The organism is Streptomyces sp. P9-2 (genome assembly GCF_051903975.1).
GTDB classification, from domain to species: domain Bacteria; phylum Actinomycetota; class Actinomycetes; order Streptomycetales; family Streptomycetaceae; genus Streptomyces; species Streptomyces cellulosae.
Genome location: NZ_CP192634.1, coordinates 471,609 through 493,188 on the forward strand (window position 1 = coordinate 471,609; position 21,580 = coordinate 493,188).

At 74.0% G+C, this 21,580-nt stretch carries 20 protein-coding genes and 1 pseudogene; 11 read left to right on the forward strand and 10 right to left on the reverse strand.

Going from position 1 to position 21,580, the window contains the following annotated elements; all coding sequences use genetic code 11:
- Positions 1 to 97: 97 nt before the first annotated feature.
- Complete coding sequence (locus ACQY0Z_RS34760; RefSeq protein WP_439813532.1) at positions 98 to 979, forward strand: fructosamine kinase family protein; 882 nt, start codon at positions 98 to 100, stop codon at positions 977 to 979.
- Positions 980 to 983: 4 nt separating this feature from the next.
- On the opposite strand, the gene ACQY0Z_RS34765 is transcribed toward ACQY0Z_RS34760, so the two are convergent.
- The 3 genes from ACQY0Z_RS34765 to ACQY0Z_RS34775 form a co-directional block, all read right to left on the reverse strand.
- Positions 984 to 2,639: a catalase gene (locus ACQY0Z_RS34765; RefSeq protein ID WP_189899770.1), complete on the reverse strand. Its 1,656-nt coding sequence runs from the start codon at positions 2,637 to 2,639 to the stop codon at positions 984 to 986.
- Positions 2,640 to 2,903: 264 nt separating this feature from the next.
- A complete protein-coding gene (locus tag ACQY0Z_RS34770) occupies positions 2,904 to 3,680 on the reverse strand; it encodes an alpha/beta fold hydrolase (protein WP_439813533.1) in 777 nt (258 codons plus the stop codon).
- A gap of 256 nt (positions 3,681 to 3,936) precedes the next feature.
- Entirely contained in the window at positions 3,937 to 5,418 is a 1,482-nt protein-coding gene (locus tag ACQY0Z_RS34775) for a helix-turn-helix domain-containing protein (protein ID WP_439813534.1), read from the reverse strand.
- A 160-nt stretch (positions 5,419 to 5,578) separates the two neighbouring features.
- On the opposite strand from ACQY0Z_RS34775, the gene ACQY0Z_RS34780 reads away from it, so the two are divergent.
- The 3 genes and pseudogenes from ACQY0Z_RS34780 (at position 5,579) to ACQY0Z_RS34790 (ending at position 8,077) form a co-directional block, all read left to right on the forward strand.
- The gene (locus ACQY0Z_RS34780; RefSeq protein WP_189899764.1) at positions 5,579 to 6,199 is read left to right on the forward strand and encodes an L-threonylcarbamoyladenylate synthase; all 621 of its coding nucleotides are present in this window, start codon (positions 5,579 to 5,581) and stop codon (positions 6,197 to 6,199) included.
- A gap of 32 nt (positions 6,200 to 6,231) precedes the next feature.
- Positions 6,232 to 6,453 (forward strand): annotated as a pseudogene (locus tag ACQY0Z_RS34785) (dienelactone hydrolase family protein); the annotation flags it as partial.
- A gap of 118 nt (positions 6,454 to 6,571) precedes the next feature.
- Positions 6,572 to 8,077 carry a metallophosphoesterase family protein gene (locus ACQY0Z_RS34790; protein WP_189899762.1) on the forward strand — a complete coding sequence of 502 codons (1,506 nt, stop codon included), beginning with the start codon at positions 6,572 to 6,574 and terminating at the stop codon, positions 8,075 to 8,077.
- A gap of 6 nt (positions 8,078 to 8,083) precedes the next feature.
- On the opposite strand, the gene ACQY0Z_RS34795 is transcribed toward ACQY0Z_RS34790, so the two are convergent.
- Positions 8,084 to 9,058 (reverse strand): TauD/TfdA dioxygenase family protein, encoded by a 975-nt coding sequence (locus tag ACQY0Z_RS34795; RefSeq protein WP_439813535.1) that lies wholly within the window; start codon positions 9,056 to 9,058, stop codon positions 8,084 to 8,086.
- A 169-nt stretch (positions 9,059 to 9,227) separates the two neighbouring features.
- On the opposite strand from ACQY0Z_RS34795, the gene ACQY0Z_RS34800 reads away from it, so the two are divergent.
- Positions 9,228 to 10,058 (forward strand): aldo/keto reductase, encoded by an 831-nt coding sequence (locus ACQY0Z_RS34800; RefSeq protein WP_189899759.1) that lies wholly within the window; start codon positions 9,228 to 9,230, stop codon positions 10,056 to 10,058.
- A gap of 73 nt (positions 10,059 to 10,131) precedes the next feature.
- Positions 10,132 to 10,746 (forward strand): DNA polymerase ligase N-terminal domain-containing protein, encoded by a 615-nt coding sequence (locus ACQY0Z_RS34805; RefSeq protein ID WP_189899757.1) that lies wholly within the window; start codon positions 10,132 to 10,134, stop codon positions 10,744 to 10,746.
- Between the two features lie 204 nt (positions 10,747 to 10,950).
- Here ACQY0Z_RS34805 and ACQY0Z_RS34810 read toward each other — a convergent pair whose 3' ends face one another.
- From ACQY0Z_RS34810 to ACQY0Z_RS34825, 4 genes are all read right to left on the reverse strand, one after another.
- Complete coding sequence (locus ACQY0Z_RS34810) at positions 10,951 to 13,305, reverse strand: SpoIIE family protein phosphatase (RefSeq protein WP_439813536.1); 2,355 nt, start codon at positions 13,303 to 13,305, stop codon at positions 10,951 to 10,953.
- A 603-nt stretch (positions 13,306 to 13,908) separates the two neighbouring features.
- The gene (locus ACQY0Z_RS34815; RefSeq protein WP_439813537.1) at positions 13,909 to 14,376 is read right to left on the reverse strand and encodes a peroxiredoxin; all 468 of its coding nucleotides are present in this window, start codon (positions 14,374 to 14,376) and stop codon (positions 13,909 to 13,911) included.
- A complete protein-coding gene (locus ACQY0Z_RS34820; protein WP_439813538.1) occupies positions 14,373 to 14,753 on the reverse strand; it encodes a DoxX family protein in 381 nt (126 codons plus the stop codon). Before ACQY0Z_RS34820 ends, ACQY0Z_RS34815 begins: the two co-directional genes overlap by 4 nt.
- Positions 14,754 to 14,824: 71 nt before the next feature.
- Positions 14,825 to 15,328 (reverse strand): MarR family transcriptional regulator, encoded by a 504-nt coding sequence (locus ACQY0Z_RS34825; protein WP_189899751.1) that lies wholly within the window; start codon positions 15,326 to 15,328, stop codon positions 14,825 to 14,827.
- A gap of 155 nt (positions 15,329 to 15,483) precedes the next feature.
- Here ACQY0Z_RS34825 and ligD point away from each other — a divergent pair, with 155 nt between their 5' ends.
- From ligD to hemC, 3 genes are all read left to right on the forward strand, one after another.
- Complete coding sequence (gene ligD / locus ACQY0Z_RS34830; protein WP_189899750.1) at positions 15,484 to 16,464, forward strand: non-homologous end-joining DNA ligase; 981 nt, start codon at positions 15,484 to 15,486, stop codon at positions 16,462 to 16,464.
- 136 nt (positions 16,465 to 16,600) lie between these two features.
- Complete coding sequence (locus ACQY0Z_RS34835) at positions 16,601 to 17,377, forward strand: NPP1 family protein (protein WP_189899748.1); 777 nt, start codon at positions 16,601 to 16,603, stop codon at positions 17,375 to 17,377.
- Between the two features lie 80 nt (positions 17,378 to 17,457).
- The gene (gene hemC / locus ACQY0Z_RS34840; RefSeq protein WP_254587310.1) at positions 17,458 to 18,393 is read left to right on the forward strand and encodes a hydroxymethylbilane synthase; all 936 of its coding nucleotides are present in this window, start codon (positions 17,458 to 17,460) and stop codon (positions 18,391 to 18,393) included.
- Positions 18,394 to 18,412: 19 nt separating this feature from the next.
- On the opposite strand, the gene ACQY0Z_RS34845 is transcribed toward hemC, so the two are convergent.
- Complete coding sequence (locus ACQY0Z_RS34845) at positions 18,413 to 18,934, reverse strand: hypothetical protein (protein WP_189899744.1); 522 nt, start codon at positions 18,932 to 18,934, stop codon at positions 18,413 to 18,415.
- A gap of 454 nt (positions 18,935 to 19,388) precedes the next feature.
- Here ACQY0Z_RS34845 and ACQY0Z_RS34850 point away from each other — a divergent pair, with 454 nt between their 5' ends.
- A complete protein-coding gene (locus ACQY0Z_RS34850; protein WP_189899742.1) occupies positions 19,389 to 20,183 on the forward strand; it encodes an RNA polymerase sigma factor SigF in 795 nt (264 codons plus the stop codon).
- Between the two features lie 4 nt (positions 20,184 to 20,187).
- Here ACQY0Z_RS34850 and ACQY0Z_RS34855 read toward each other — a convergent pair whose 3' ends face one another.
- Positions 20,188 to 20,526, reverse strand: a complete 339-nt coding sequence (locus ACQY0Z_RS34855; RefSeq protein WP_189899740.1) for an ANTAR domain-containing protein — start codon at positions 20,524 to 20,526, stop codon at positions 20,188 to 20,190.
- Between the two features lie 245 nt (positions 20,527 to 20,771).
- Between ACQY0Z_RS34855 and ACQY0Z_RS34860 the strand changes: the two genes are divergently transcribed.
- A complete protein-coding gene (locus ACQY0Z_RS34860; protein ID WP_189899739.1) occupies positions 20,772 to 21,575 on the forward strand; it encodes a VOC family protein in 804 nt (267 codons plus the stop codon).
- The last annotated feature ends 5 nt before the right edge of the window (positions 21,576 to 21,580 follow it).

A 21,580-nucleotide genomic window follows, 5' to 3' on the forward strand; every position in this document is an offset into this window, starting at 1 on the left:
TCACCGTCCCGCGTGAGCGCCGCCCCGCCCGCGCCGGGCTCGTACGCTGGGCCGACCGCCAACCGCCGACCACCCACCCCTGCTGAGGAGGCCGCCGATGCCCCCGTCGTCCCCCGCGTCCGGCGACGAGACCCCCGCCGCCGTGGCCGCGCGCCTCACCGGCCGGGCGGTGACCGGCGTCCGTCCGCTGTCGGGCTCGCTCACCGAGGCCGCATTGGACGACGGCCGCACGGTCGTGGTGAAGCGCGCCGAGGAGGCGGAGGCGGCGCGTGCCGAGGAGGCCGGGCTCCGCTGGCTGGCGGAGGCGGGCGCGCCCCCGGTGCCGCGGGTGCACGGCCGGGAGGGGGCGTGGCTGGTCCTCGACCGGGTGGCGGAGGGGCGTCCGGACAGGGAGGCCGCGCTGCGTTTCGGGCGCGAGCTGGCCGGCCTGCACGCGGCCGGGGCGGCCGCGTTCGGGGCGCCGCCGCCGGGCGGTCCGGTGGAGGCGTTCATCGGGCTCGCCCCGATGCGCAACGTGACCGGCGACGACTGGCCGGCCTGGTACGCGGAGCACCGCGTGCTGCCGTATCTGCGCCTGGCGGTCGACGCGGGCACGATCACCGCCGGCGAGGCGGCGGTGCTCGAGCGGGTCTGCACGCGGCTGCCGGAGCTGGCGGGGCCCGCCGAGCCGCCCGCGCGGCTGCACGGCGACCTGTGGAGCGGCAACGTGCTGTGGGGCGCGGACGGCAAGGTCCATGTGATCGACCCGGCCGCGCACGGCGGGCACCGGGAGACCGATCTGGCGATGCTGGCCCTGTTCGGCTGCCCGCTGCTGGACACCGTCCTGGGGGGCTACCAGGACGTGGCGCCGCTCGCGGAGGGGTGGGGGGAACGCGTCGGCGTGCACCAGCTGTTCCCGCTGCTGGTGCACGCCGTGCTGTTCGGCCGGGGCTACGCCGGGCAGGCGCTCGCCGCCGCCCGGTCCGCCCTGTCCCTCTGACCCGTCAGCGGGTCACCACATGCCGCTCGTCCGGCACACAGTGGGTCATGGTGAGCCCCGTCACGTCGCGCGGCGGGTTGTCGCCGAGGTTGGCGAGCCGCTTGCGGTCCTCCTCGGTGAGGGTCTGGCCCTCCAGCGGCTCCAGGTGGGCGACGTCCTCCGGCATGATGCCGAGGCCCTCGCCGACCCGGCGGCCGAGATCGTTCTCGACGAGCAGGAAGTGCCACACCATGCGCTCCTGCACCGGGCGGTCGCACTGCGAGAGCAGGTCGGTGAAGTTCTTCACCAGGTCGTCGCGCTCCCAGTCCTCCAGCAGCATGTAACGCTGGCCTGCCTGGAGGTAGTCGTTGGTGCGCTCGATCCGCTTGCGGGTGAGCCGGCCGCGGATCTCCGGCCCCTGCTCGTCGTGCGTCGGGTAGTGGGCCTCCCGCAGACCGCCCATGACGGACGGCTCGTAGTTGATGTGGGTGTTGTCCCCGCCGTCCACGTGGTAGGCCATCTGGCCGTCGCGCTGGTTGGTGCGCACCACCGCGTGCTTCGGCTGGTTGACCGGCAGCTGGAGGTAGTTGGGACCGACCCGGTAGCGCTGGGTGTCGCTGTAGGAGAAGGTCCGGCCGACGAGCATCTTGTCGTCGGAGAAGTCCAGGCCGTCGACGAGGACGCCGGTGCCGAAGGAGATCTGCTCGTTCTCCGCGAAGAAGTTGTCCGGCATCCGGTTCAGCACCATCTTGCCCACCGGCTTCGGCGGGAAGTCCTGCTCGGGCCAGGTCTTGGTGTCGTCGAGCGGGTCGAAGTCCAGCTCCGGGTGCTCGTGGTCGTCCATCATCTGGACGAGCAGCTCCCACTCGGGGTGGTCGCCGCGCTCCACGGCCTCGTAGAGGTCCTTGGTGGCGTGGCCGAGACCCTGCGCCTGGACGTTGGCGGCGTCCTCCTCGGTCATGGAGCGCACGCCCTGCTTGGGCATCCAGTGGTACTTGACCAGCTTGGTGTTGCCCTCGGCGTCGACCCACTTGTAGGTGTTCACGCCGAAGCCCTGCATGTGGCGGTAGTCAGCCGGGATGCCGCGCGGGCTGAACAGGTTGACCAGCATGTGCATCGACTCGGGCGTCTGCGACATGAAGTCGAAGATCCGGCGCGGCTGCTGCTCGAAGGTGACCGGGTCGGGCTTGAGGGCGTGGATGACGTCGGGGAACTTGATGGCGTCGCGGATGAAGAAGACGCCGAGGTTGTTGCCGACGAGGTCCCAGTTGCCGTCCTCGGTGTAGAACTTCACGGCGAAGCCGCGCGGGTCGCGGGCGGCCTCGGAGGAGTCGCGTCCGCCGATGACCGTGGAGAAGCGGACGGCGAGGTCGGTGCGCTTGCCGGCCTCCTGGAACAGCTTGGCGCGCGTGTAGCGGGAGATCGGCTCGTCGCCCCACTTGCCGTAGGCCTCGAAGTAGCCGAACGCGGTGACGCCTCGGGCATGCACGACGCGCTCGGGGATGCGCTCCCGGTCGAAGTGACTGATCTTCTCCAGGAACTGGTAGTTCTCCAGCGTGGCCGGGCCGCGGGAGCCGACGGTGCGCTGGTTCTGGTTGTCGTAGACCGGGTGGCCCTGCCGGTTGGTGAGTACCTTGCGGTCGTCGCCGGTAGCGGGGCCCTGACTCGAGGTGTCCGTCATGATTCGCTGGGCTCCTTGCGCTGCTGCTTCTGGCCGGTGACGGGCGCCGGGGCGTGCGGCTCCGGGCCGTCGGCCGGTTTCTGGCGGGCGGCCCGGGTACCCGGAGCCGCGGCGTCATGCACGCGTCCGCGGCCCGTTCACGGCGAAGGCCGGGCATGCGGGCGCCCGGCCGCGGTCGCATCCGTCGGCGGCGTGCGTACGGGGCCCATGCTGCCCCCGATCGCCACGCGCGGCGACCGGAGCGACACGGAACGTGAAGGGCGGCTACGGGCGGGTGAGGAAGCGGTCCAGGACGGCGGTGAGGTCGGCGGGCCGCTCGAGGGGCAGTTCGTGTCCGGCGTCCAGGACGCGGATCTCGGCGTCCGGGTAGCCCTTGGCGAGGCGCAGCATCTGCCGTACGGGCAGCTGGACGTCGTGGTAGCCGTGCACCATCAGGGTCGGCGCCTGGATCTCGCCGGCCCGGTCGAGGACGTCGAAGGCGCGCATCGCCGCGTACAGGGTCATGACCACCTCGCGCGGCGTGGACGCCGAGGCGCGGATGTACTTCTCGACCTCCTCACGGGGGTGGCCGGGCCCGAAGGCGCGCCGGATGTTGGCGGCGACGAACAGCTTGAACGGCACCAGCGTGGAGGCGCCCATCAGCAGTCCGCGCGCCCTGCTGTACGTCATGCGGCCGATGGAGTTGACCAGCACCAGGCGTTCCACGCGCCCGGGGTGGGTGAGGGCGAGGGTCTGGGCGGTCATGCCGCCCATGGAGTGGCCGACGGGGACGAAGCGGTCGACGCCGAGGTGGTCGAGGAGGGCGACGACGTCCGCGGCGAGGGCGTCGATGGCGGGGACGCCCGCGCCGGTGCTCTCGCCGTGGCCGCGCAGGTCGAGGCGGATCACCCGGCGGCGCGGGGAGAAGTGGGCGATCTGGTGGTCCCAGCGGTGCCGGTCGGCGGTCCACCCGTGGATGAGGACGAGCGGCGTGTCCCCGCCGTCGCGGGGGCCTTCGTCGTCGTAGGCCAGTTCGGCGCCGTCGACCGTGAACCGCGCCATGAGGGCCTCGCCTTCCAGGAGCCTGTCGTTACCGGTCAGTAGCGTAACGGCGGGCGGGCCCGTGCGACAGCGCGCGGCGGAGGAAAACGCGTCCGAACACGACGGAGGGCGGGAGCGCGACCGGTCCCCCGTTCCGGTCGTGCCCCCGCCCTGGCTCGAAACTATGCAAGGCGAGGCTGGTCTGTGTACCGCGCCGATGCCCGCTGCACGGGTCCACGGCACTCACCTGTGCACAGGTGAGTCCGAATCGCCCGGTTCACTCCCCCGCGAAGAGCGGCTGCTCCAGCTCGCCGACCGCCAGGTGGGCCAGGGCGACCTCGTAGAGATCGGTCCCGGCGGCCAGGAGTTGACGTTCCAGGACCGGTTCCGCGCTGCGGACGTGCTCGCGCACGGTCTGGGCGTGCACGCCGAGGGTCTGCGCCGCCCGTTCGGCGTTGGCGCCCTCGGCGATCCAGGTACGCAGGGTGCGGCGCACGTTGCGCGGGTCGGCGTCGAGGCGGCCCAGCAGCTGCTGCGCCCAGGGGGCGACGGCTGGTCCCGACAGCAGCTCGGTCAGGCGGCGCGCGCTCCCGGCGGAGTCGGCGGGCCCCTGACCGTCCAGCAGGTTGATCTGGGTGTGCAGCGCCAGGTGCACGACGGCCCGCACGGTCACGTCGGTGAAGTCGACGCCGAGCATGGACTCGACGCGGTCCATGCGGGCGCGCACGGTGTTGCGGCTGACGCCGAGGATCTTGGCGGTGGCGACGGCGGTGAACTCCAGGCCGAGCCGGGTGGTGGCGAGCAGTTCGGCGCGGGTGTGGTGGGGCAGCGCGTCGAGCGGGCGCAGCACGCGCGCCGCCCAGGTGCGCAGCGCCGCGGGGTCCATCAGCCGCTCGGGGTGGGTGCGCTCGGCGTACACCGCCGTCTTGTCCGGCCGGAACCGGGCCACGGCCAGCGCGCTGACGGCCTGTCCGTAGGCGGTGGCGGTGCGCGCCAGGCTCTGCCACACGCTGCCGCCGACGAAGGTGTCGGGGTGACGCTCCACCAGGGAGCGCAGGTCGGCGGCGGTGGCCTCGCGCGGGCTGAGGCCGATCACATGGCCGTCGACGGCCGGGCAGCGCACCACGAGCGCCTCCTCCCGGGTGCGTTCCATGCACTCGGCGGCCAGCCGGTCGCGGACGGAGGGGTCGGACTCCAGGACGTAGACGCAGGCGGTCTCGGCGTCCAGCAGGCCCGGCCAGAGTCCGGCGGCGACCCGGCGCGCGGAGACGGTGTCCTCGACCATCAGCAACTGGAGGATCGCCAGCCGCAGGTCGGCGGTGGCCCGCCGCAGACGGACGCCGGCCGCCTGCGTCTCGTGCGCGGTGAGCAGCAGTTCGATCACCTGTGCGGTGTGCGTGACGACGTCCGAGGCGTGCCGGTCGAACGGCGTCCCGCGGGAGACGGCCAGCACGCAGGCGCCCGTGGGGTGCCCGATGCGCACCAGCCGCAGATGGCGTCCGTCCCCGTCCCACGCGGCGGACGCGATCCGTCCGGAGGCCAGGTCGGCGACGAGCGCCTCGTCCAGCGGCAGCGGCGTCCCGGCGAGCAGGTCGCCCGCGCCGTCCCGGAGGGCCACCTCCGCGCCCACCGCGCCGGCCAGCCAGTCCACGACCCGGCGGACGTCACGCCCGGCCGGCCGCAGGTGCTCCAGCAGTTCACGCGCCCAGCCCGGACGCCCCGCCGCCGTCCCCCGCGCCGTCCCCTTTCCGCCCGTCACCTCGGCCTTCCCCTCGTCTCTCGCCCTGTGGCCCGGACCGGGGACGTTACCCCACGGTCCGTCGGGTCTCACCCCGGCGCGACGGGGCGTTCCCCTCCCCTGCGGGTGACGCGGGGGCGGTGTGCCGCGGCGCGGGGCGCGGGCGGCATAAGCTCGGTGAATGGCCAAGTACTTCGACGTGCACCCCGACAACCCCCAGCCGCGCACCATCGGCCAGATCGCCGCCGCCATCCGCGACGACGCGCTGATCGCGTACCCCACGGACTCCTGCTACGCGCTCGGCTGCCGTCTGGGCAGCCGCACCGGCATCGACCGGATCCGCACCATCCGCAAGCTGGACGACCGGCACCACTTCACCCTGGTGTGCCGCGACTTCGCGCAGCTCGGCCAGTTCGTACGGATCGACAACGACGTCTTCCGGGCGGTGAAGGCGTCCACCCCGGGCCGCTACACGTTCATCCTGCCCGCGACCAAGGAGGTGCCGCGCATGCTGCAGCACCCCAAGAAGAAGACCGTCGGCGTGCGCATCCCCGACCATGTGGTCACCCAGGCGCTGCTGGAGGAGCTGGGCGAGCCGCTGCTGTCCAGCACCCTGCTGCTGCCCGGCGAGGACGAGCCGATGACCCAGGGCTGGGAGATCAAGGACCGGCTCGACCACGAGGTGGACGCGGTCCTCGACTCCGGCGACTGCGGCACCGAGCCGACGACGGTGATCGACTTCTCCGGCGGCGAGCCGGAGATCGTACGGGTGGGCGCGGGCGACGTCTCGCGCTTCGAGTGACGGGAGGTTCGAGTGACGGAGGACGGCGCGACATGACGGACGGGCGGGGGACCGAGGTGCGTGTCCCCACGGAGGGCGGGACGGCGGACGCGTATCCGGCGTGCCCGGCGGACGGCGCACCCCACCCGGCGGTGCTGGTCCTCACCGACGCCTTCGGGCTGCGCCCGGCGGTGCGGGAGGCCGCCGACCGGCTGGCGGGGGCCGGGTACACCGTGCTGGTGCCGAACCTCTTCCACCGGCGCGGTCCCGCTCCCGCTGCTGGACCTGCTGGAGCGCACCTTCTGAGCCGACGCGGCAACTCCGGTACGGCACACCCAGGTTGACGCGCCCCCGCCCACCGTCCGTACGGGACACCGTTGTTACGGTGCACGCGTGTCCGAATCCTCACGCGACACCGCCGAGGGCGCCGGCTGGGGCGCCTCCGTACGCGGTGAGTATCTGCGGCTGGTACCGCGCCAGGCCGAGAAGATCTCCTGGCTGAACCCGAGACATCTGTGGGCCGCCCGCAACGGCGTCCTCGCCTCGTGGTTCGGCGACCCCACCGGGGAGGTCAGGTCGCGCTGGGCGGCCCGGCGGGCGGCGTCCGGGGCGCCGGCCGACCGCGTGATCCGTCGCGACGACCCGGACCGCTTCTCGTTCCTGGTGATCGGCGACACCGGCGAGGGCGGAGAGCCCCAGTACGCGGTGGTGCCCGGCCTGTTGAAGGAGGGCCGGGACACCTCGTTCGCGCTGCTCGCCAGCGACGTCATCTACCCGGTGGGCAGCGCCGACGACTACGGACCCAAGTTCTTCCGCCCGTACCAGGACTACCAGGCGCCGGTCTACGCGATACCCGGCAACCACGACTGGTACGAGGACCTGTCCGGCTTCATGCGGGTCTTCTGCGACGAGACGGAGCCGCTGCCGCCCGTACCCGCGCCGCGCCCCCTCACCCGCGCCTGGCTGCGGTCCCTGCTGTGGCACCGGCCCCGCCCCGGTGACGGCGCACACCTCGACGAGGCACGGAAGCTGCGCTCCTCCCCCGCCCAGCGGGCGGTGCAGCCGGGCCCGTACTGGGCGATCGACGCCGGGCCGCTGCGGATCGTCGGCGTCGACACCGGGCTGCTCGGCACGCTCGACGCCGAACAGGGCGCGTGGCTGCGGGAGGTGTCGCGCGATCCGCGCCCGAAGATCCTGGTGACCGGCTCGCCGCTGTACGTGGACGGCGAGCACCACCCGTGCCCGATCGAGGGCGGCGGCACCGTCGACGACGTCGTCCGCGACCCCGCCCACCGGTACGTGGCCGCGATCGGCGGCGACATCCACAACTACCAGCGCTACCCGGTGCGTCTGGACGACGGCCGCACCCTGCAGTACGTGGTGGCGGGCGGCGGTGGGGCGTTCACGCACGCCACCCACACCATCCCCCGGGTGGACGTCGCCGGGGTCACGGAGGCGGACTTCCGCTGCTACCCGCTGCGCGGCGACTCCCTCGCCTTCTACAGCGGCCTCTACGGGCGGCGGACGCGGCTGCGCCGGTTCTTCTCGCTGACCGAGGCGGAGGCGGCCGCGGTGATAGCCGAGCGCCTGGGCATCGGGCCGACCCGCGCGCCGGGCGCGCCGGCCCGGGTGACCCGCCGGATGCGGCTGGTCGCGGGGCTGCTCGGCACCGGACGCCGGCCGGACCGGGGGAAGCGGTTCCGGCTGCCGGTGCGCAAGGCGTACCAGTCGCTGTTCTCGCCCGGTTCGGCCACGTACAGCCCGCCGTTCTTCAAGTCCTTCCTGCGGATCGACGTGACGCCCGATGCACTGCGGCTGCGCTGCTTCGCGGCGACCGGGCAGCGGGCGCAGGAGGTCGCCCCGCCCGTGGAGGACGAGGTGACCGTCCCGCTGACGTGAGCGCGGCTACCAGCGGCCCGGCGCGGTGCCGGTGAGGGGCCGGGAGGGCGTGCCGTCCACGCCCACGGGGACGTCCCCGGCGAGCATCACGCGGTGCATGATCCGCGGGTGGTCGAGGTGGGCGGTGTCGGCGGGCGCGAGGTGGATGGTGGCGCGGTTGTCCCAGAACGCCACGGTGCCCGGCTCCCAGCGCAGCCGCACGGTGTACTCGGGCCGGGTGGCCTGCTCCAGCAGCATGTCCAGGACCGCCCGGCTCTCGGGGCGGGACAGGCCGGTGATCTGTTCGACGTAGTAGCCGTTGACGAACAGGATGCGCTCCCCGGTCTCGGGGTGGACGCGCACCAGTGGGTGCTCGCTGGCGGTCTGGTGGTCCAGGAGACGGCGCAGGTAGGCGTCGTCGCCCGGCCGGGGCTGGTAGCCCACGTCGAGGCGGTGCTCGGCGCGCAGCCGGTCGGCGAACTCCCGCACCGGGGCGGACAGTCCGGCGTAGGCGGCGGCCAGGTTGGCCCAGGTCGTGTCGCCGCCGTACGGGGGCACGGTCTCGGCGCGCAGGATGGTCGCGGCGGGCGGGTCGACGCGGGCGCCGTGGTCGCAGTGCCAGCCGCGCAGCAGGGTGTGGCGGCGCCGCCGCAGCCACTCGTCGTGGTCCATGCCGTAGCGTCCGCCCAGTTCCAGGCGGTCGGCGGTGGTCTCGATCTCGGGGTGGTCCGCCGGGGAGGCGGAGCCCCGGCGGGGCAGGACGACCGGCTCGCCGAACCGGCGGGCCAGCGCGACATGCCCGGCGTGGTCCAGGCGCTGGCCGCGGAAGAAGACCACCTTCCAGCGCAGCACCGCCGCCCTGATCGCGGCGACCGTCCCCTCGTCGAGGTCCGCGGCGAGGTCCACGCCCGTGATGTCGGCCCCGATGTGCCCGGCCGCGGGGCGCACCTCGGCCTTCCCCGTGTGCTCCCGGTCCTTCCCGACGCGGCTGTCCGTCGTCATGCGTCCCACTCCGTCGCTCGTCCCCGCCGGCCCCGGACGGACCGGCTCCCGGGAAGATCGTGGCAGGGGAAGCGGGACCTGGCGACAGGGCGCCGGGCCCGTGCGGTTGATCACCTCCCCCGTCGTGGCCGACGCTGGGAGGACGACACCGCGACCGGAGGGCCCTCCCGTGACGAGCATCCCGCAGCACACCCTCAACGACGGCACCACGATCCCCGCCATCGGCCTGGGCACCTGGCCAATGGACGACGCCGAGGCGGAACGGGCGGTGACGACGGCCCTGCACGCCGGGTACCGCCTGATCGACACGGCCGCCAACTACCGCAACGAGACCGGCGTGGGCCGGGCCGTGGCCGGCGCCGGCGTCCCGCGCGAGGAGATCGTCGTGACGACGAAGCTCCCCGGCCGCCACCACGGCTACGAGGAGACCCTCGCCTCCTTCGAGGAGTCCCGCGCCCGGCTGGGCCTGGAGTACGTCGACCTGTACCTCATCCACTGGCCGCTCCCCCGCGTCGGCAAGTACGTCGACTCCTGGAAGGCCATGGTCAAGCTCAGGGAGGACGGCCTGGTCCGCTCGATCGGCGTCTCCAACTTCACGCCCGCGCACATCGAACGCCTGGAGAAGGAGACCGGCGTGCTGCCCTCGGTCAACCAGGTCGAGCTGCACCCCTTCTTCCCGCAGGAGGAGCTGCGCGCCCACCACGCGGACAAGGGCGTGCTCGTCGAGAGCTGGAGCCCGCTGGGCCGCGGTTCGCAGCTGCTGGACGACCTCGCGGTGGCCGCCGTCGCCGACGCGCACGGCGTCACCCCGGCGCAGGCGGTGCTGCGCTGGCACGTCCAGCTGGGCGCGGTGCCGGTGCCGAAGTCGTCCGACCCCGCGCGGCAGCGCGCCAACCTGGACGTGTTCGGCTTCGCGCTGGACGACGCCCAGATGCGAACCCTGTCGGACCGGGCGCACCGGCGGATCGGCGGGGACCCGGAGGTGCACGAGGAGTTCTGACCGGGTACCCGGGGCACGCCCGTACGGAAGGCGGACGGACCCGGCGGACGGACCCGGCGGAGGGAGCGGCGCGGTGGGCGGAGCGGACCGGCTGCGGGACTATCACGGCAAACGGCACTTCGACCGGACGGCGGAGCCGCGCGGCGACGGCCGGGAGGCGCGGGAAGGGCGGGACGCCCTGCCCCGGTTCGTGGTGCAGATCCACGACGCCCGGCGGATGCACTTCGACTTCCGGCTCCAGGTGGGCGACGTGCTGAAGTCGTGGTCGGTGCCGAAGGGCCCGTCCGACGACCCGCGGGACAAGCGGCTTGCCGTGCCGACGGAGGACCACCCGCTGGAGTACGAGGAGTTCGAGGGCGTCATCCCGCCCGGTGAGTACGGCGGGGGCACGGTCATCGTGTGGGACCACGGCACGTACGAGCCGCTGAGCCACGACCGCCGGGGCCGGCCCGTGGACTTCGCGGAGTCGCTGGAGCGCGGGCACGCCACGTTCCGGCTGCACGGCCGGAAGCTGCGCGGCGAGTACGCCCTCACCCGCTTCCGCGGCGGGGACGACGGCGAGGAGGCGTGGCTGCTGGTGCGGGCGGCGAAGGGCGGCTCCGGCGGCCGGGGCGCACCCGACCCGCGCCGGGCCCGCTCCGCCCGTACGGGCCGCACGCTCACGCAGGTGGCGCGGGAGGGCGGCTGAACCCGCCGGGGGCGGGAGGCCAGCCGGGAGGACGGCTGAACCACCAGACGCTGGAGGCCAGCCGGCAGTGGCTGAACCACCCGGGCGCGGGAGATCAGCCGGGAGCGGGTTGAACCGCGGACGCGCGGAATCAGCGGGGAGCTGGGCTGAAGCGGACGCGGGAGATCAGCCGGGAGGACGGCAGAACCACCCGGGCGCGGGAGATCAGCGGCGTGGGAGGGCCTGTTCCGCCCAGATGGTCTTGCCGCCGTCCGCCTGCCGACTCCCCCAGCGCTGGGTGAGCTGGGCGACCAGCAGCAGACCCCGGCCGCCCTCGTCGAAGGCGTGCGCCCGGCGCAGATGGGGCGAGGTGGAGCTGGAGTCGGTCACCTCGCAGATGAGGGTGCGGTCGCGGATCAGCCGCACCCGGATCGGGGGCTCCCCGTAACGGATGGCGTTGGTGATCAGCTCGCTGACCACCAGTTCGGTGACGAAGGCGATGTCCTCCAGGCCCCAGGCGGACAGCAGGTCGAGCGCCCACTTCCGGACGGCGGCGACCTCCTCGGGGTCCTGGGCCACGTCCCGCGCGGCGACCTGCCCGGCGCCCAGGGCTCGGGTGCGGGCGAGCAGCAGGGCGACGTCGTCGCCGGGCTCCTCGGGCAGCACGTGCTTCAGCACGACGTCGCACAGGGCGTCCAGCGACTCCGTGGGCACGGTCAGGGCGCGGCACAGCTCCTCGGTGGCGTGGTCGACGTCGCGGCCGCGTCCGTCGACGAGGCCGTCGGTGTAGAAGGCGACGACGCAGCCCTCGGGCAGCTTCAGCTCGGTCGCCTCGAACGGCATGCCGCCGACGCCCAGGGGCGGTCCCGCGTTCAGCGGGACGAGCCGGCAGGTGCCGTCGGGCAGCAGCAGGGCGGGCGGCGGGTGTCCGGCGGCGGCCACCGTCAGCAGCCGGGCGACGGGGTCGTAGACGGCGTACAGGCAGGTGGCGCCGAGCTCCGGGACGTCGACGCGGTCGTCGGCGGTGAGGTGGGTGACCAGGTCGTCGAGGTGGGTGAGCAGTTCCTCGGGCGGCAGGTCGACGTCGGCGAGGGTGCGCACGGCCGTGCAGAGCCGGCCCATGGTGGCCGTGGAGGGGATGCCGTGTCCGACGACGTCGCCCACGACCAGGGCGACCCGGGTGCCGGACAGCGGGATGACGTCGAACCAGTCGCCGCCGATGCCCGCGGCGGACGCGGTGGGCAGATAGCGGTGGGCGATCTCGACGGCCGCCTGCCCGGGCCGCACCTTGGGCAGCAGGCTGTTCTGGAGGGTCATGGCGGTGGCGCGTTCGCGGGCGAAGCGGCGGGCGTTGTCCACGCACACGGCGGCCCGGCCGGCGATCTCCTCGGCCAGGACGGCGTCGTCCTCGGCGAACCGCTCGGGGCGGAGGCTGCGCAGGGCGATCGCGACGCCGAGGGTGATGCCCCGGGCGAGCAGCGGCACGGCCAGTTCCGCGTGGATGCGGTGGGCGCGTGCCGCCTCCGTCCGCAGGGACTGCGGCTCGCGCTCGGCCATCCAGCGGTCGAAGTCCGGCTCGCCCGCGTGCGCGAGCACGGCTCTGCCCTCGCGCAGGGCCCGCGCCGGCGGGGAGTAGGCCGGGTAGACGTCGGTGCGGCCGAGGGGGACGACCGTGGCGGGCGCGTCCGGGCCCGCGGAGGTGTGCGCCACGCGGCGCATCACGACGGCGGGCTCGTCCCGCAGCGGGGGCGCCTCCGCGTCGAGCACCCAGTCGAGCAGGTCGACGGCGGCGAAGTCGGCGAAGTCCGGCACCAGCAGCGCCACCAGCTCCTCGGCGGTGCGGACGACGTCGAGGGTGGTGCCCAGGGCGGTGGTGGCCTCGTCGATCAGGGCCAGCCGGCGCCTGAAGCGGTGCTGTTCGGTGGAGTCCAGGCCGGCCAGCGCGGCGCCGATCACCCGGCCGGTGGTGTCGCGCAGCGGCCACATCTCCACGTCCCAGGCCTGCTGGTCCGGGTCGGCGCCGGCCTGGCTGTAGGTCTCGTCGCGCATCGGGCGGCCGGTCTCGACGACCGTGCGCAAGTTCCGGTCGATGGAGCGGGTGCCCTCGCTCAGGCCCGCGACATCGAGGAAGGTCCGGCCGAGCAGGGTCTCCTCGGTGCCGTCCATGGCCTCGCAGGCGGCGGCGTTGAGCCGGACGAAACGGTGTTCGGTGTCGAAGACGGAGATGGGCAGGGACGACTGCTCGAAGACCCGGCCGCCCAACGACGTCTCCTGCGTGTCGACGGGCGCGGCGGTGATCACGTAGCCGGCGGTCTCGTCCCCGGGCCCGTCGAGCGGGGACAGCCCGATCCGGAGCGTGAGCGGGTGGCCGTCACGGTGACGCGCCGTGACGGCTCCCACGGGCAGGGGCGGACCGCCCGGCGAGGTCTCCCCGCCGTCCGGCTCCTCGACGAGCAGGTCCCGCACGGGACGGCCCACGGCCTCGTCGGCGGAGAACCCGGTCAGCCGCCGGGCCCCCTCGCTCCACCCCGTCACGACACCGCGGGCATCGACAACAAGCGCGGCGGAGGCGTCGTCCATTCGTCCAGGATCGACCCGCGGACGTCACCTCTCAACCGCGGCGGCTGCGTCCGGGGCGGCCGCGGATTGCCGACGGCGCGGGCCGCGCGCATCCCGGTCACCGCGGCGGCCCTCACCCACCCGGGCGAAGACCCGGCCCTCCCGAAGAGCCGGACAGCGGAGACACCCCGCCCGGCGACCGGCCGCCTCAGCCCCGGTGGACACGCAGCGCGGGCCTCACCCACCCGGGCGAAGACCCGGCCCTCCCGAAGAGCCGGACAGCGGAGACACCCCGCCCGGCGACCGGCCGCCTCAGCCCCGGTGGACACGCAGCGCGGGCCTCACCCACCCGGGCGAAGACCCGGCCCTCCCGAAGAGCCGGACAGCGGAGACACCCCGCCCGGCGACCGGCCGCCTCAGCCCCGGTGGACACGCAGCGCGGGCCTCACCCTCGCGGGCGAGGACCCGGCCCCCTGCCGGATTCGCGGGCGGGCACGGTGTCGGCCGGAGGCCGCCCGGCGGCCGACCGCCGCACCCCCGACGGGCGCGCGGGGCGGGGCGCCCGGCCCCGCCGAGCGCGATCGCGGGCGGGACGGCTCCGGGCGGAGGCCGCCGGCGACCGGCTCAGCCGCGGTGGGTGCGCAGCGCGGCGAGCGCCTTGTCCGCGTGCGTGTTCATGCGCAGCTCGCTGCGCACGACCTCCAGCACGGTCCGGTCCTGGCCGATGACGAAGGTGGCCCGCTTGGTCGGGGCCACGGAGATGCCCCGCTTCACGCCGAACATCTCGCGGATCGCGCCGTCGGCGTCGGACAGCAGCGGCATGCCGAGGGTGTGCCGGCCGGCGAACTCGGCCTGGCGCTCCACGGGGTCCGCGCTGACGCCGACCGGGCGGGCGCCCACCTCGGCGAACTCGGCGGCGAGGTCGCGGAAGCGGCAGGCCTGCGCGGTGCAGCCGGGACTCAGGGCGGCGGGGTAGAAGAACAGCACCACCGGGCCGTCGGCGAGCAGCTCCGACAGCCGGCGGACGGTGCCGGTCCCGTCGGGCGCGGCGAAGTCCTCGACCGTGTCGCCCTTCTCCAGGCGCGCGCTCATGCCGCCCTCTCCGCGTTCTTGGCCACGCCGCGCGCCCACAGCACGAGCGGCACCTGCAGCGGCAGCCGGCCGAAGGCGGCGGCGCGCTGGGGGGCGGGGCGGTGGCGCCAGTCGACGGCCATCTTCACGTTGGCGGGGAACACCCCGACGAAGAACGCGGCCGCGGCCAGGGCGGCGGTCTTGCGGGTGCGGGGCAGGGCCACGCCGGCGGCCAGCGCCAGCTCGGCGACGCCGCTGGCGTACGTCCAGGTGCGGGACGAGCCGGGCAGGGAACGCGGGACGATGTGGTCGAACTGGCGGGGCGCGGCGAAGTGCGCGGTGCCGGCGGCGGCCAGCAGGCCGGCGAGCAGCAGGGGTGAGCGTGCGGACCGTGACACGGTTCCTCCTCCGGTGACTGCCGCGCACGTTACCGGACGGTAAGGCAGCGGCGGCGCGGGAGGGTCGGGGCTCAGTCCGCCGGGGACTCGGTGTCCGTCGCGGCCGCGTGGGCGAGGAAGTCGTCGACCATACGGTGGAACAGCGTGGCCAGGGTGCGCAGGTCCTCCTCGGACCAGTGGGCCAGGGCGGCCTGCATGCCGCGCACCCCGGTCTCGCGGATGCGGGCGATCGCCTCGCGGCCGGTGTCGGTGAGCTCGATGCGCTGGGCGCGGCGGTCGTCCGGGTCGGGCACGCGGACGACGTGGCCCGACTTCTCCAGGTGCTGCACGGTGCGCGTGACGTGCGAGGCCTCCACACCGAGCCGCGCCGCCAGCTCCCCCGGCCGCATGGGCTCCGCGTCGGCCATCTTCCGCAGCACCGCCGCCCCGGCCCGGTCCAGCGGCACGCCCGCCGCGGCCATCAGCCGTTCGTGCTGCCGGGCGCGCGAGTTGAGATACGTGATGCGGTAGAGCGCGCGCTCGATCTCGACCACCTCCGGGGAGACGGAGGGGCCTGAAGGCGGGGGTGTGGACATGGGCGGCACTTTACCATCTCATTGCGTAACTCAATCAATTGGGGTGCCGCGGAACGGAGCCCTCCACTCAGGCCCCACGCCCCGTTCGCGCTCCGTTCGGGCGAAACACCGAGGCCGGACGCGTGGGGCCGGGCGGCGGCGTACACACCTCACCCGTGACCCTCCCGCTGATCCCGCCCATGCTCGCCACGCCCGGCCGGCTCCCGCCCCCCTCGGCGGACGCGCGCTGGGCGTACGAGACCAAGCAGGACGGGCAGCGGGCGGTGGTCTACCTCCCGGGCGACGGGAGCATCGTGCTGCGCGCCCGGTCCGGCCAGGAGATCACCGGCGCGTATCCCGAGCTGCGTCCGCTGGCGACCGCGCTCGGGTCCCGGCCCGCCGTGCTGGACGGGGAGATCCTCGCGCTCGACGCCGAGGGCCGGGCCAGCTTCCAGCTGCTCCAGTCACGGATGGGCCTGGCCCACTCCCCCGCCCGCGCGGCCCGCCGGGCGGAGACGGTGCCGGTGCATCTGATCCTGTTCGACGTGATGCACCTGGACGGCCGCTCGCTGCTCCGCGAGCCGTACGTCCGCCGCCGCGAGGAGCTGCTGGCCCTCGGGCTCGACGGGCCGTTCCGGTCCGTCCCGGCCGCGATCGTGGGCCACGGCCGGGAGGCGCTGCGGGCCACGGCCGAGCACGGCCTGGAGGGGCTGGTGTGCAAGCGGCTGGACTCGGTGTACGAGCCGGGGGTCCGCTCCCGCGCCTGGATCAAGATCCGCAACATGCGTACCGAGGACGTGCTGGTCGGGGGCTGGCTGCCGGGCAAGGGCCGGCTGACCGGACTGCCGGGCGCCGTGCTGGTGGGGCAGCGGGCGGGGGGCCGGCTGCGCTACGTGGGCGGTGTGGGCACCGGCTGGAGCGAGGCCGAGCGCGCCGAGCTGGCCGCGCTGCTGAAGGCGGCGGAGACCGACGTCTGCCCCTTCGACCCGCCGCCCTCCGTGCCGGGCGCCCACTGGGTGGTGCCCCGGCTGGTGGGCGAGGTGCGCTACAGCACCCGCACCCGGGAGGGCATGCTGCGCCAGCCGTCCTGGCTGCGCCTCAGGCCGGACCTCACCCCCGAGGAGGCGGCGGCCGACCTCCCCGACGACCTCGCGTGACCTGACGGCGGTCCCGTACCGACCGGTCCGCATCTTTCCCCCGACACCCTCTTGGCATGGGCACGCCCGGACGGGATGCTGTGAACTCCCCAGCCCCCCACACCCGTTGGGCTGCGCCTGTCCCGAGGAGGACGCAGTGTCGCCGAGCAAGCCCCGTACACACGCCAGGAGATGGCTGACCGGACTGGCCGGCGCGGCCGCCCTGGTCGTCGCCGTCCCCGCCACGGCCTTCGCCGCTCCCCCGCCCGCGCTCCCGGCCAACGCCGACGCGCTGGAAAGCACCTATCAGCCGGCCTTCGACTACGACACCGACGGCTGCTACTCCTCCGCGGCGATCGGCCCCGACGGCACCGTCAACCCCGGGCTCAACCCCACCGGCGCCCTCAACGGCAACTGCCGTGACGCGTCCGACCTGGACAACACCAACAGCTACGCGCGCGCCAAGTGCGACAACGGCTGGTGCGCCATCGTCTACGCGCTCTACTTCGAGAAGGACCAGGCCATCCCCGGCGTCAGCCTCGGCGGGCACCGCCACGACTGGGAGCACGTCGTGGTGTGGGTGCAGAACGACACGGTGCAGTACGTGGCGACGTCCAACCACGGCTCGTTCACGATCCACCCCCGCTCGTCCGTCCGCTTCGAGGGCACGCACCCGAAGGTCGTCTACCACAAGGACGGGATCAGCACCCACTGCTTCCGTCTGGCCGGCTCGGGCGACGAACCGCCGGAGAACCACAAGGGCACCTGGCAGTACCCGCCGCTGGTCGGCTGGAACGGCTATCCGCCGGGGCTGCGCGAGAAGCTCGTCGCGCACGACTTCGGCAGCGCCCACTTCGGCCTGAAGGACGGCAGTTTCGCCTCGCACCTCGCGAACGCCAAGCCGTCCGGCGTCCCCTTCGACCCGAACGGATGAATCGCATGGGCGAGTTGACGCCCGGGGAGGCGACGCCGTGTCCCCGGCGCCGGGGGGCGGCGGGGGTCTATCGTGACGCCATGGCCGTCCCGGAACTGATCCGCATCGTCTCCCGCGACTCGCCCATGGCGCTCGCCCAGGTGGAGCGCGTCCGCGCCGAGTTGACCGCCGCCCGTCCCGGGGTGCGCACCGAGGTCGTCCCGGTGCGCACCACCGGGGACAAGTGGCTGGGCGACCTGTCGCAGGTGGAGGGCAAGGGCGCGTTCACCAAGGAGGTGGACGCCGCGCTGCTGGCCGGCGGGGCGGACCTCGCGGTGCACTGCGTGAAGGACGTGCCCGCCGACCGGCCGCTCCCGGCGGGCACGGTGTTCGCGGCGTTCCTGGAGCGGGACGACGTCCGCGACGCGCTGGTCCACCCGGACGGTCTCACCCTGGACGAGCTGCCGCCCGGCACCCGGATCGGCACGTCGTCGGTGCGCCGGGTCGCGCAGCTCGCCGCCACCCATCCGCGGCTGCGGTGCGTGCCGCTGCGCGGGAACGCCAACCGGCGGCTGGCGAAGCTGGCGGAGGGCGAGGTGGACGCGCTGCTGCTCGCGGCCGCGGGTCTGGAGCGGATCGGCCGGGCCGACGTGATCAGCGAGGTGCTGTCCCCCGATGTGATGCTTCCGCCGGTCGGCGCGGGCGTCCTGGCCCTGCAGTGCCGGGAGGGCGACACGGGTCTGATCGAGGCGGTCTCCGTCCTCAACCACCCGGACACGCACCGCGAGACGACCGCCGAGCGGATGCTGCTGCACGTCCTCCAGGGGCACTGCAACAGCCCGATCGCCGGACTCGCCCGCGTGGACCGCAGCGGTGAACTGTCCCTGCGTGCCTGCGTGTTCACCCCGGACGGCAAGACCCGGCTGAACGCCCACGAGTGGGCGGGGCGGCTGGACCCGGCGACGCTCGGCACGTCGGTCGCCGTGGCGCTGCTGCGTCAGGGCGCCCGCGAGGTCATCGACGGCATCCCGCACTGAGACCGGCGGGGCGGGCGGGTCAGGCGGTGCCCTCCTCCGCCTGCTCCTGGAGGAACAGGATCACCTGCTGGGCCAGGCTCTCCCGGGCCGCCCCGGCGCCCGCGCCCGGCGAGGGTTCGAGGATGCCGACGCCGCCCGTCCACAGCCGGCGTCCCGCCCACTCCTCGTCGGCGCGCAGCTGCACCTGGACGTCGACCTGCGCCAGGGACGCCTCGGGCGCGGCCGCGTAGAGCACGGCGGTGGCGCGGCGCAGCGGATGGACGTCGAATCCCTCGATGAATTGCGAGTTGCGCCAGTCGATGAATGCGCTCTCGCCGTCGGGGCCGGTGCGCACGTCGATCTGACCGTCCTCGAGATGAATGCACACAGGGCGCTCGCCCCGGTTTTCCACGGTCACCCGGAACCGGAAGTACGTCAGCCCTTCGGCGGCGTCGTCCCGCCCGCGCGGCGGGTCGCCCGCTTCCAGACGGTGGACGCGGACCCGCAGACCGGCATGCTCGTCGTACTCCTGCCAGTCCCCGACCACGTTCGGCTCGTACACAGTGCACCTCTCGACTTCTGTCCGCTGCTTCCTATCTGTGGGCTCAGCGCACTGTCAAATGAGCGGAATGCGCTGTGGTCAGCCAGTTCGCCCGATCTGATCGCCGATCAAGCGCTGCGCAGGAGGAATCGCCCGACCGGACCACGGGACGCGCCCCGGGGCGTGCCGTACATCACGTCCGGCACGGTGACCGCCCGCGCACCGGGGGCGCCCGGCGCCCCTCCGCCGCCGGCACGGCCGCGCACCCCCGCCCCGGCCTGCCGCTTTTCACGCCCTGAATTCCTTCGATTCCACAGCGTGCGTATTTCCGGAATTCAACGGAACGCGATCCGTGAAGGATTTCCCGCAGCCGTTTTGAAATCGCGGCGCACAGGGAAAGGAATTCTCAGTGCTTCGGACAGGAGGCACGTCCGTTTCTGTCCATCCGGCACCCGCTCAGGGAGGTGCGCGCGTGATGCGTACCGTCAGTCCCAGGAAGCCCCACTCCCATGACGACGCCCCCGAGACGACGCGTGACTTCGAGCGTCTGGCCGGTCTGCCCGACGGGCCGGAGCGCCGGAGGCTGCGCGACGAGCTGGTCACGGCGTGGCTGCCGATGGCCGAGCGCATCGCCGTCCGGTTCCGGGGCCGCGGAGAGGCACTGGAGGACCTGTACCAGGTGGCGGCCCTGGGTCTGGTGAAGGCCGTCGACCACTACGACCCGGCGCGCGGCAACGCCTTCGAGGCGTACGCGGTCCCGACCGTCACCGGTGAGATCAAACGCCACTTCCGCGACCACATGTGGACGCTGCACGTGCCGCGCCGGGTGCAGGACCTGCGCAACCGGGTGCGCACCGCGGCGAAGGAACTGTCGCAGACCACGCCGGGGCGGCGGCCCACGGTCGCCGAGATCGCCGCGCACGCCCGGCTGACGGAGGACGAGGTGCGCACCGGGATGGAGGCCCTGGAGTGCTTCTCCGCGCTCTCCCTCGAGGCGGAGATGCCGGGCACCGACGGGTACGCCCTGGGCGACTCGATCGGCGGCCCGGACCCGGCGTACGACGCGGTCGTGGACCGGGTGGCGGTGCGGCCGTGTCTGGAGGCGCTGCCGGAGCGCGAGCGGCTCATCCTCTATCTGCGCTTCTTCAAGGGGATGACGCAGAGCGGCATCGCCGACCAGCTGGGCATCTCCCAGATGCATGTCTCCCGCCTGCTGAGCAGCTGCTTCGCGCAGGTGCGCGAGGAGCTGGCGTCGGCCGACGCCTGCTGAGCGCTCAGGGCTTCGGGTGCCCGTCCGCGGGGACGTCCGGGAGGCGGGTGGGGCCGAGCCGGTCGAGGGTCTCCTCGAGGACCGTGCGGACCTCGGCGGGCAGCGCGCCCGTGCGGCCCCAGACGAGGATCATGTCGGCGATGCTGCGGAGCTTGATGTTGGTCCGCTGGGACACCTCCTTCAGCACCGTCCACCCCTGGTCGGGCGAGACCCGCCCGAGTGCGACGATCATGCCTATCGCCTGGTCCACCACCGCGTGCGAGACGACCGCGTCCTTCAGCTGCTGGACTTCCTCCTCCAGCTGGAGGATGCGGTCCGCGCCCCCGTCCGTGGGCATGGTCACCTCCGGTTCCGGTGTGCCGCTGCCGCGGCGCCTTCGCCAAGTGCTTGAGTGCCTTCACCCGGTGTCCGATCCCTCCATGGTCGCCACACGGACCGCCCTGTGCCACCGGGGTGGACCACGGGTGGCCGGGGTCACCGTTTCGGGGCCGCGGCCGGGGTACTCGGCAGGCGCCCGGAGCGGTGCCCCGCGGACACTGGTGTCATCCGGGTGGCTGCCGGGCCGACGAAGATCAGGACACGAGCGCTATGAATCACGACATGACCTCCTCCGCCGGCTCGACGGGCGTCGTCTCGACGCACGCCGTGTACGGAGCGCCCTGCTGGGTGAGTCTGACCAGCCGGGACCTGCAGACCACCGAGGAGTTCTACAGCGCCGTCCTGGGCTGGGAGTGGCGGCCGATGCGGCTGGGCGACCGTTTCCGCGTCGCCCTGGCGGCCGGCCGGCCGGTGGCGGGGATCGCCGCCGTGGCCGGCATGTGGCAGATGGCGGTGGCCTGGACGCCGTACTTCGCGGTGCGCAGCGCCGACGAGGCGGCGGGGCGGGTGCAGGAGCGCGGCGGGACCGCCGCGGTGGGCCCGATCTCGCTGCCGCCCGGGCGCGCGGCGCTGCTCGCGGACCGGGACGGGGCGACGTTCGGCGTGTGGGAGGGCGAGCTGTTCTCCGACTGGCCGACCTGGCGCCGGGCGCAGCTGGCGTTCATCCGGCTGCACACCCGTGACGCCTTCGACGCGGCGATCTTCTACGGCGAGGTCTTCGACTGGGCGTCCGGCGGTCCCGGCGGCTGCGAGGTGCACTACGAGGGGGAGGAAGTGGTCCTGCGCAGCGACGGGGACGTGGTCGCGCGCATCACCTCGGGGGCACTGGGCTCGGCGCCCGACCCGCGGATCCGGCCGCACTGGCAGGTCCACTTCACCGTGACGGACGTGGAGGCGTGCGCCCGCGCCGCCGAGGCGCACGGGGGCAGCGTGCTGTCCCTGGGCCCCGAGGAGGCGGTGCTGAGCGACAACGAGGGCGCCCGGTTCACGGTCACCTCGCGCCGCGAGCACTGACCCCT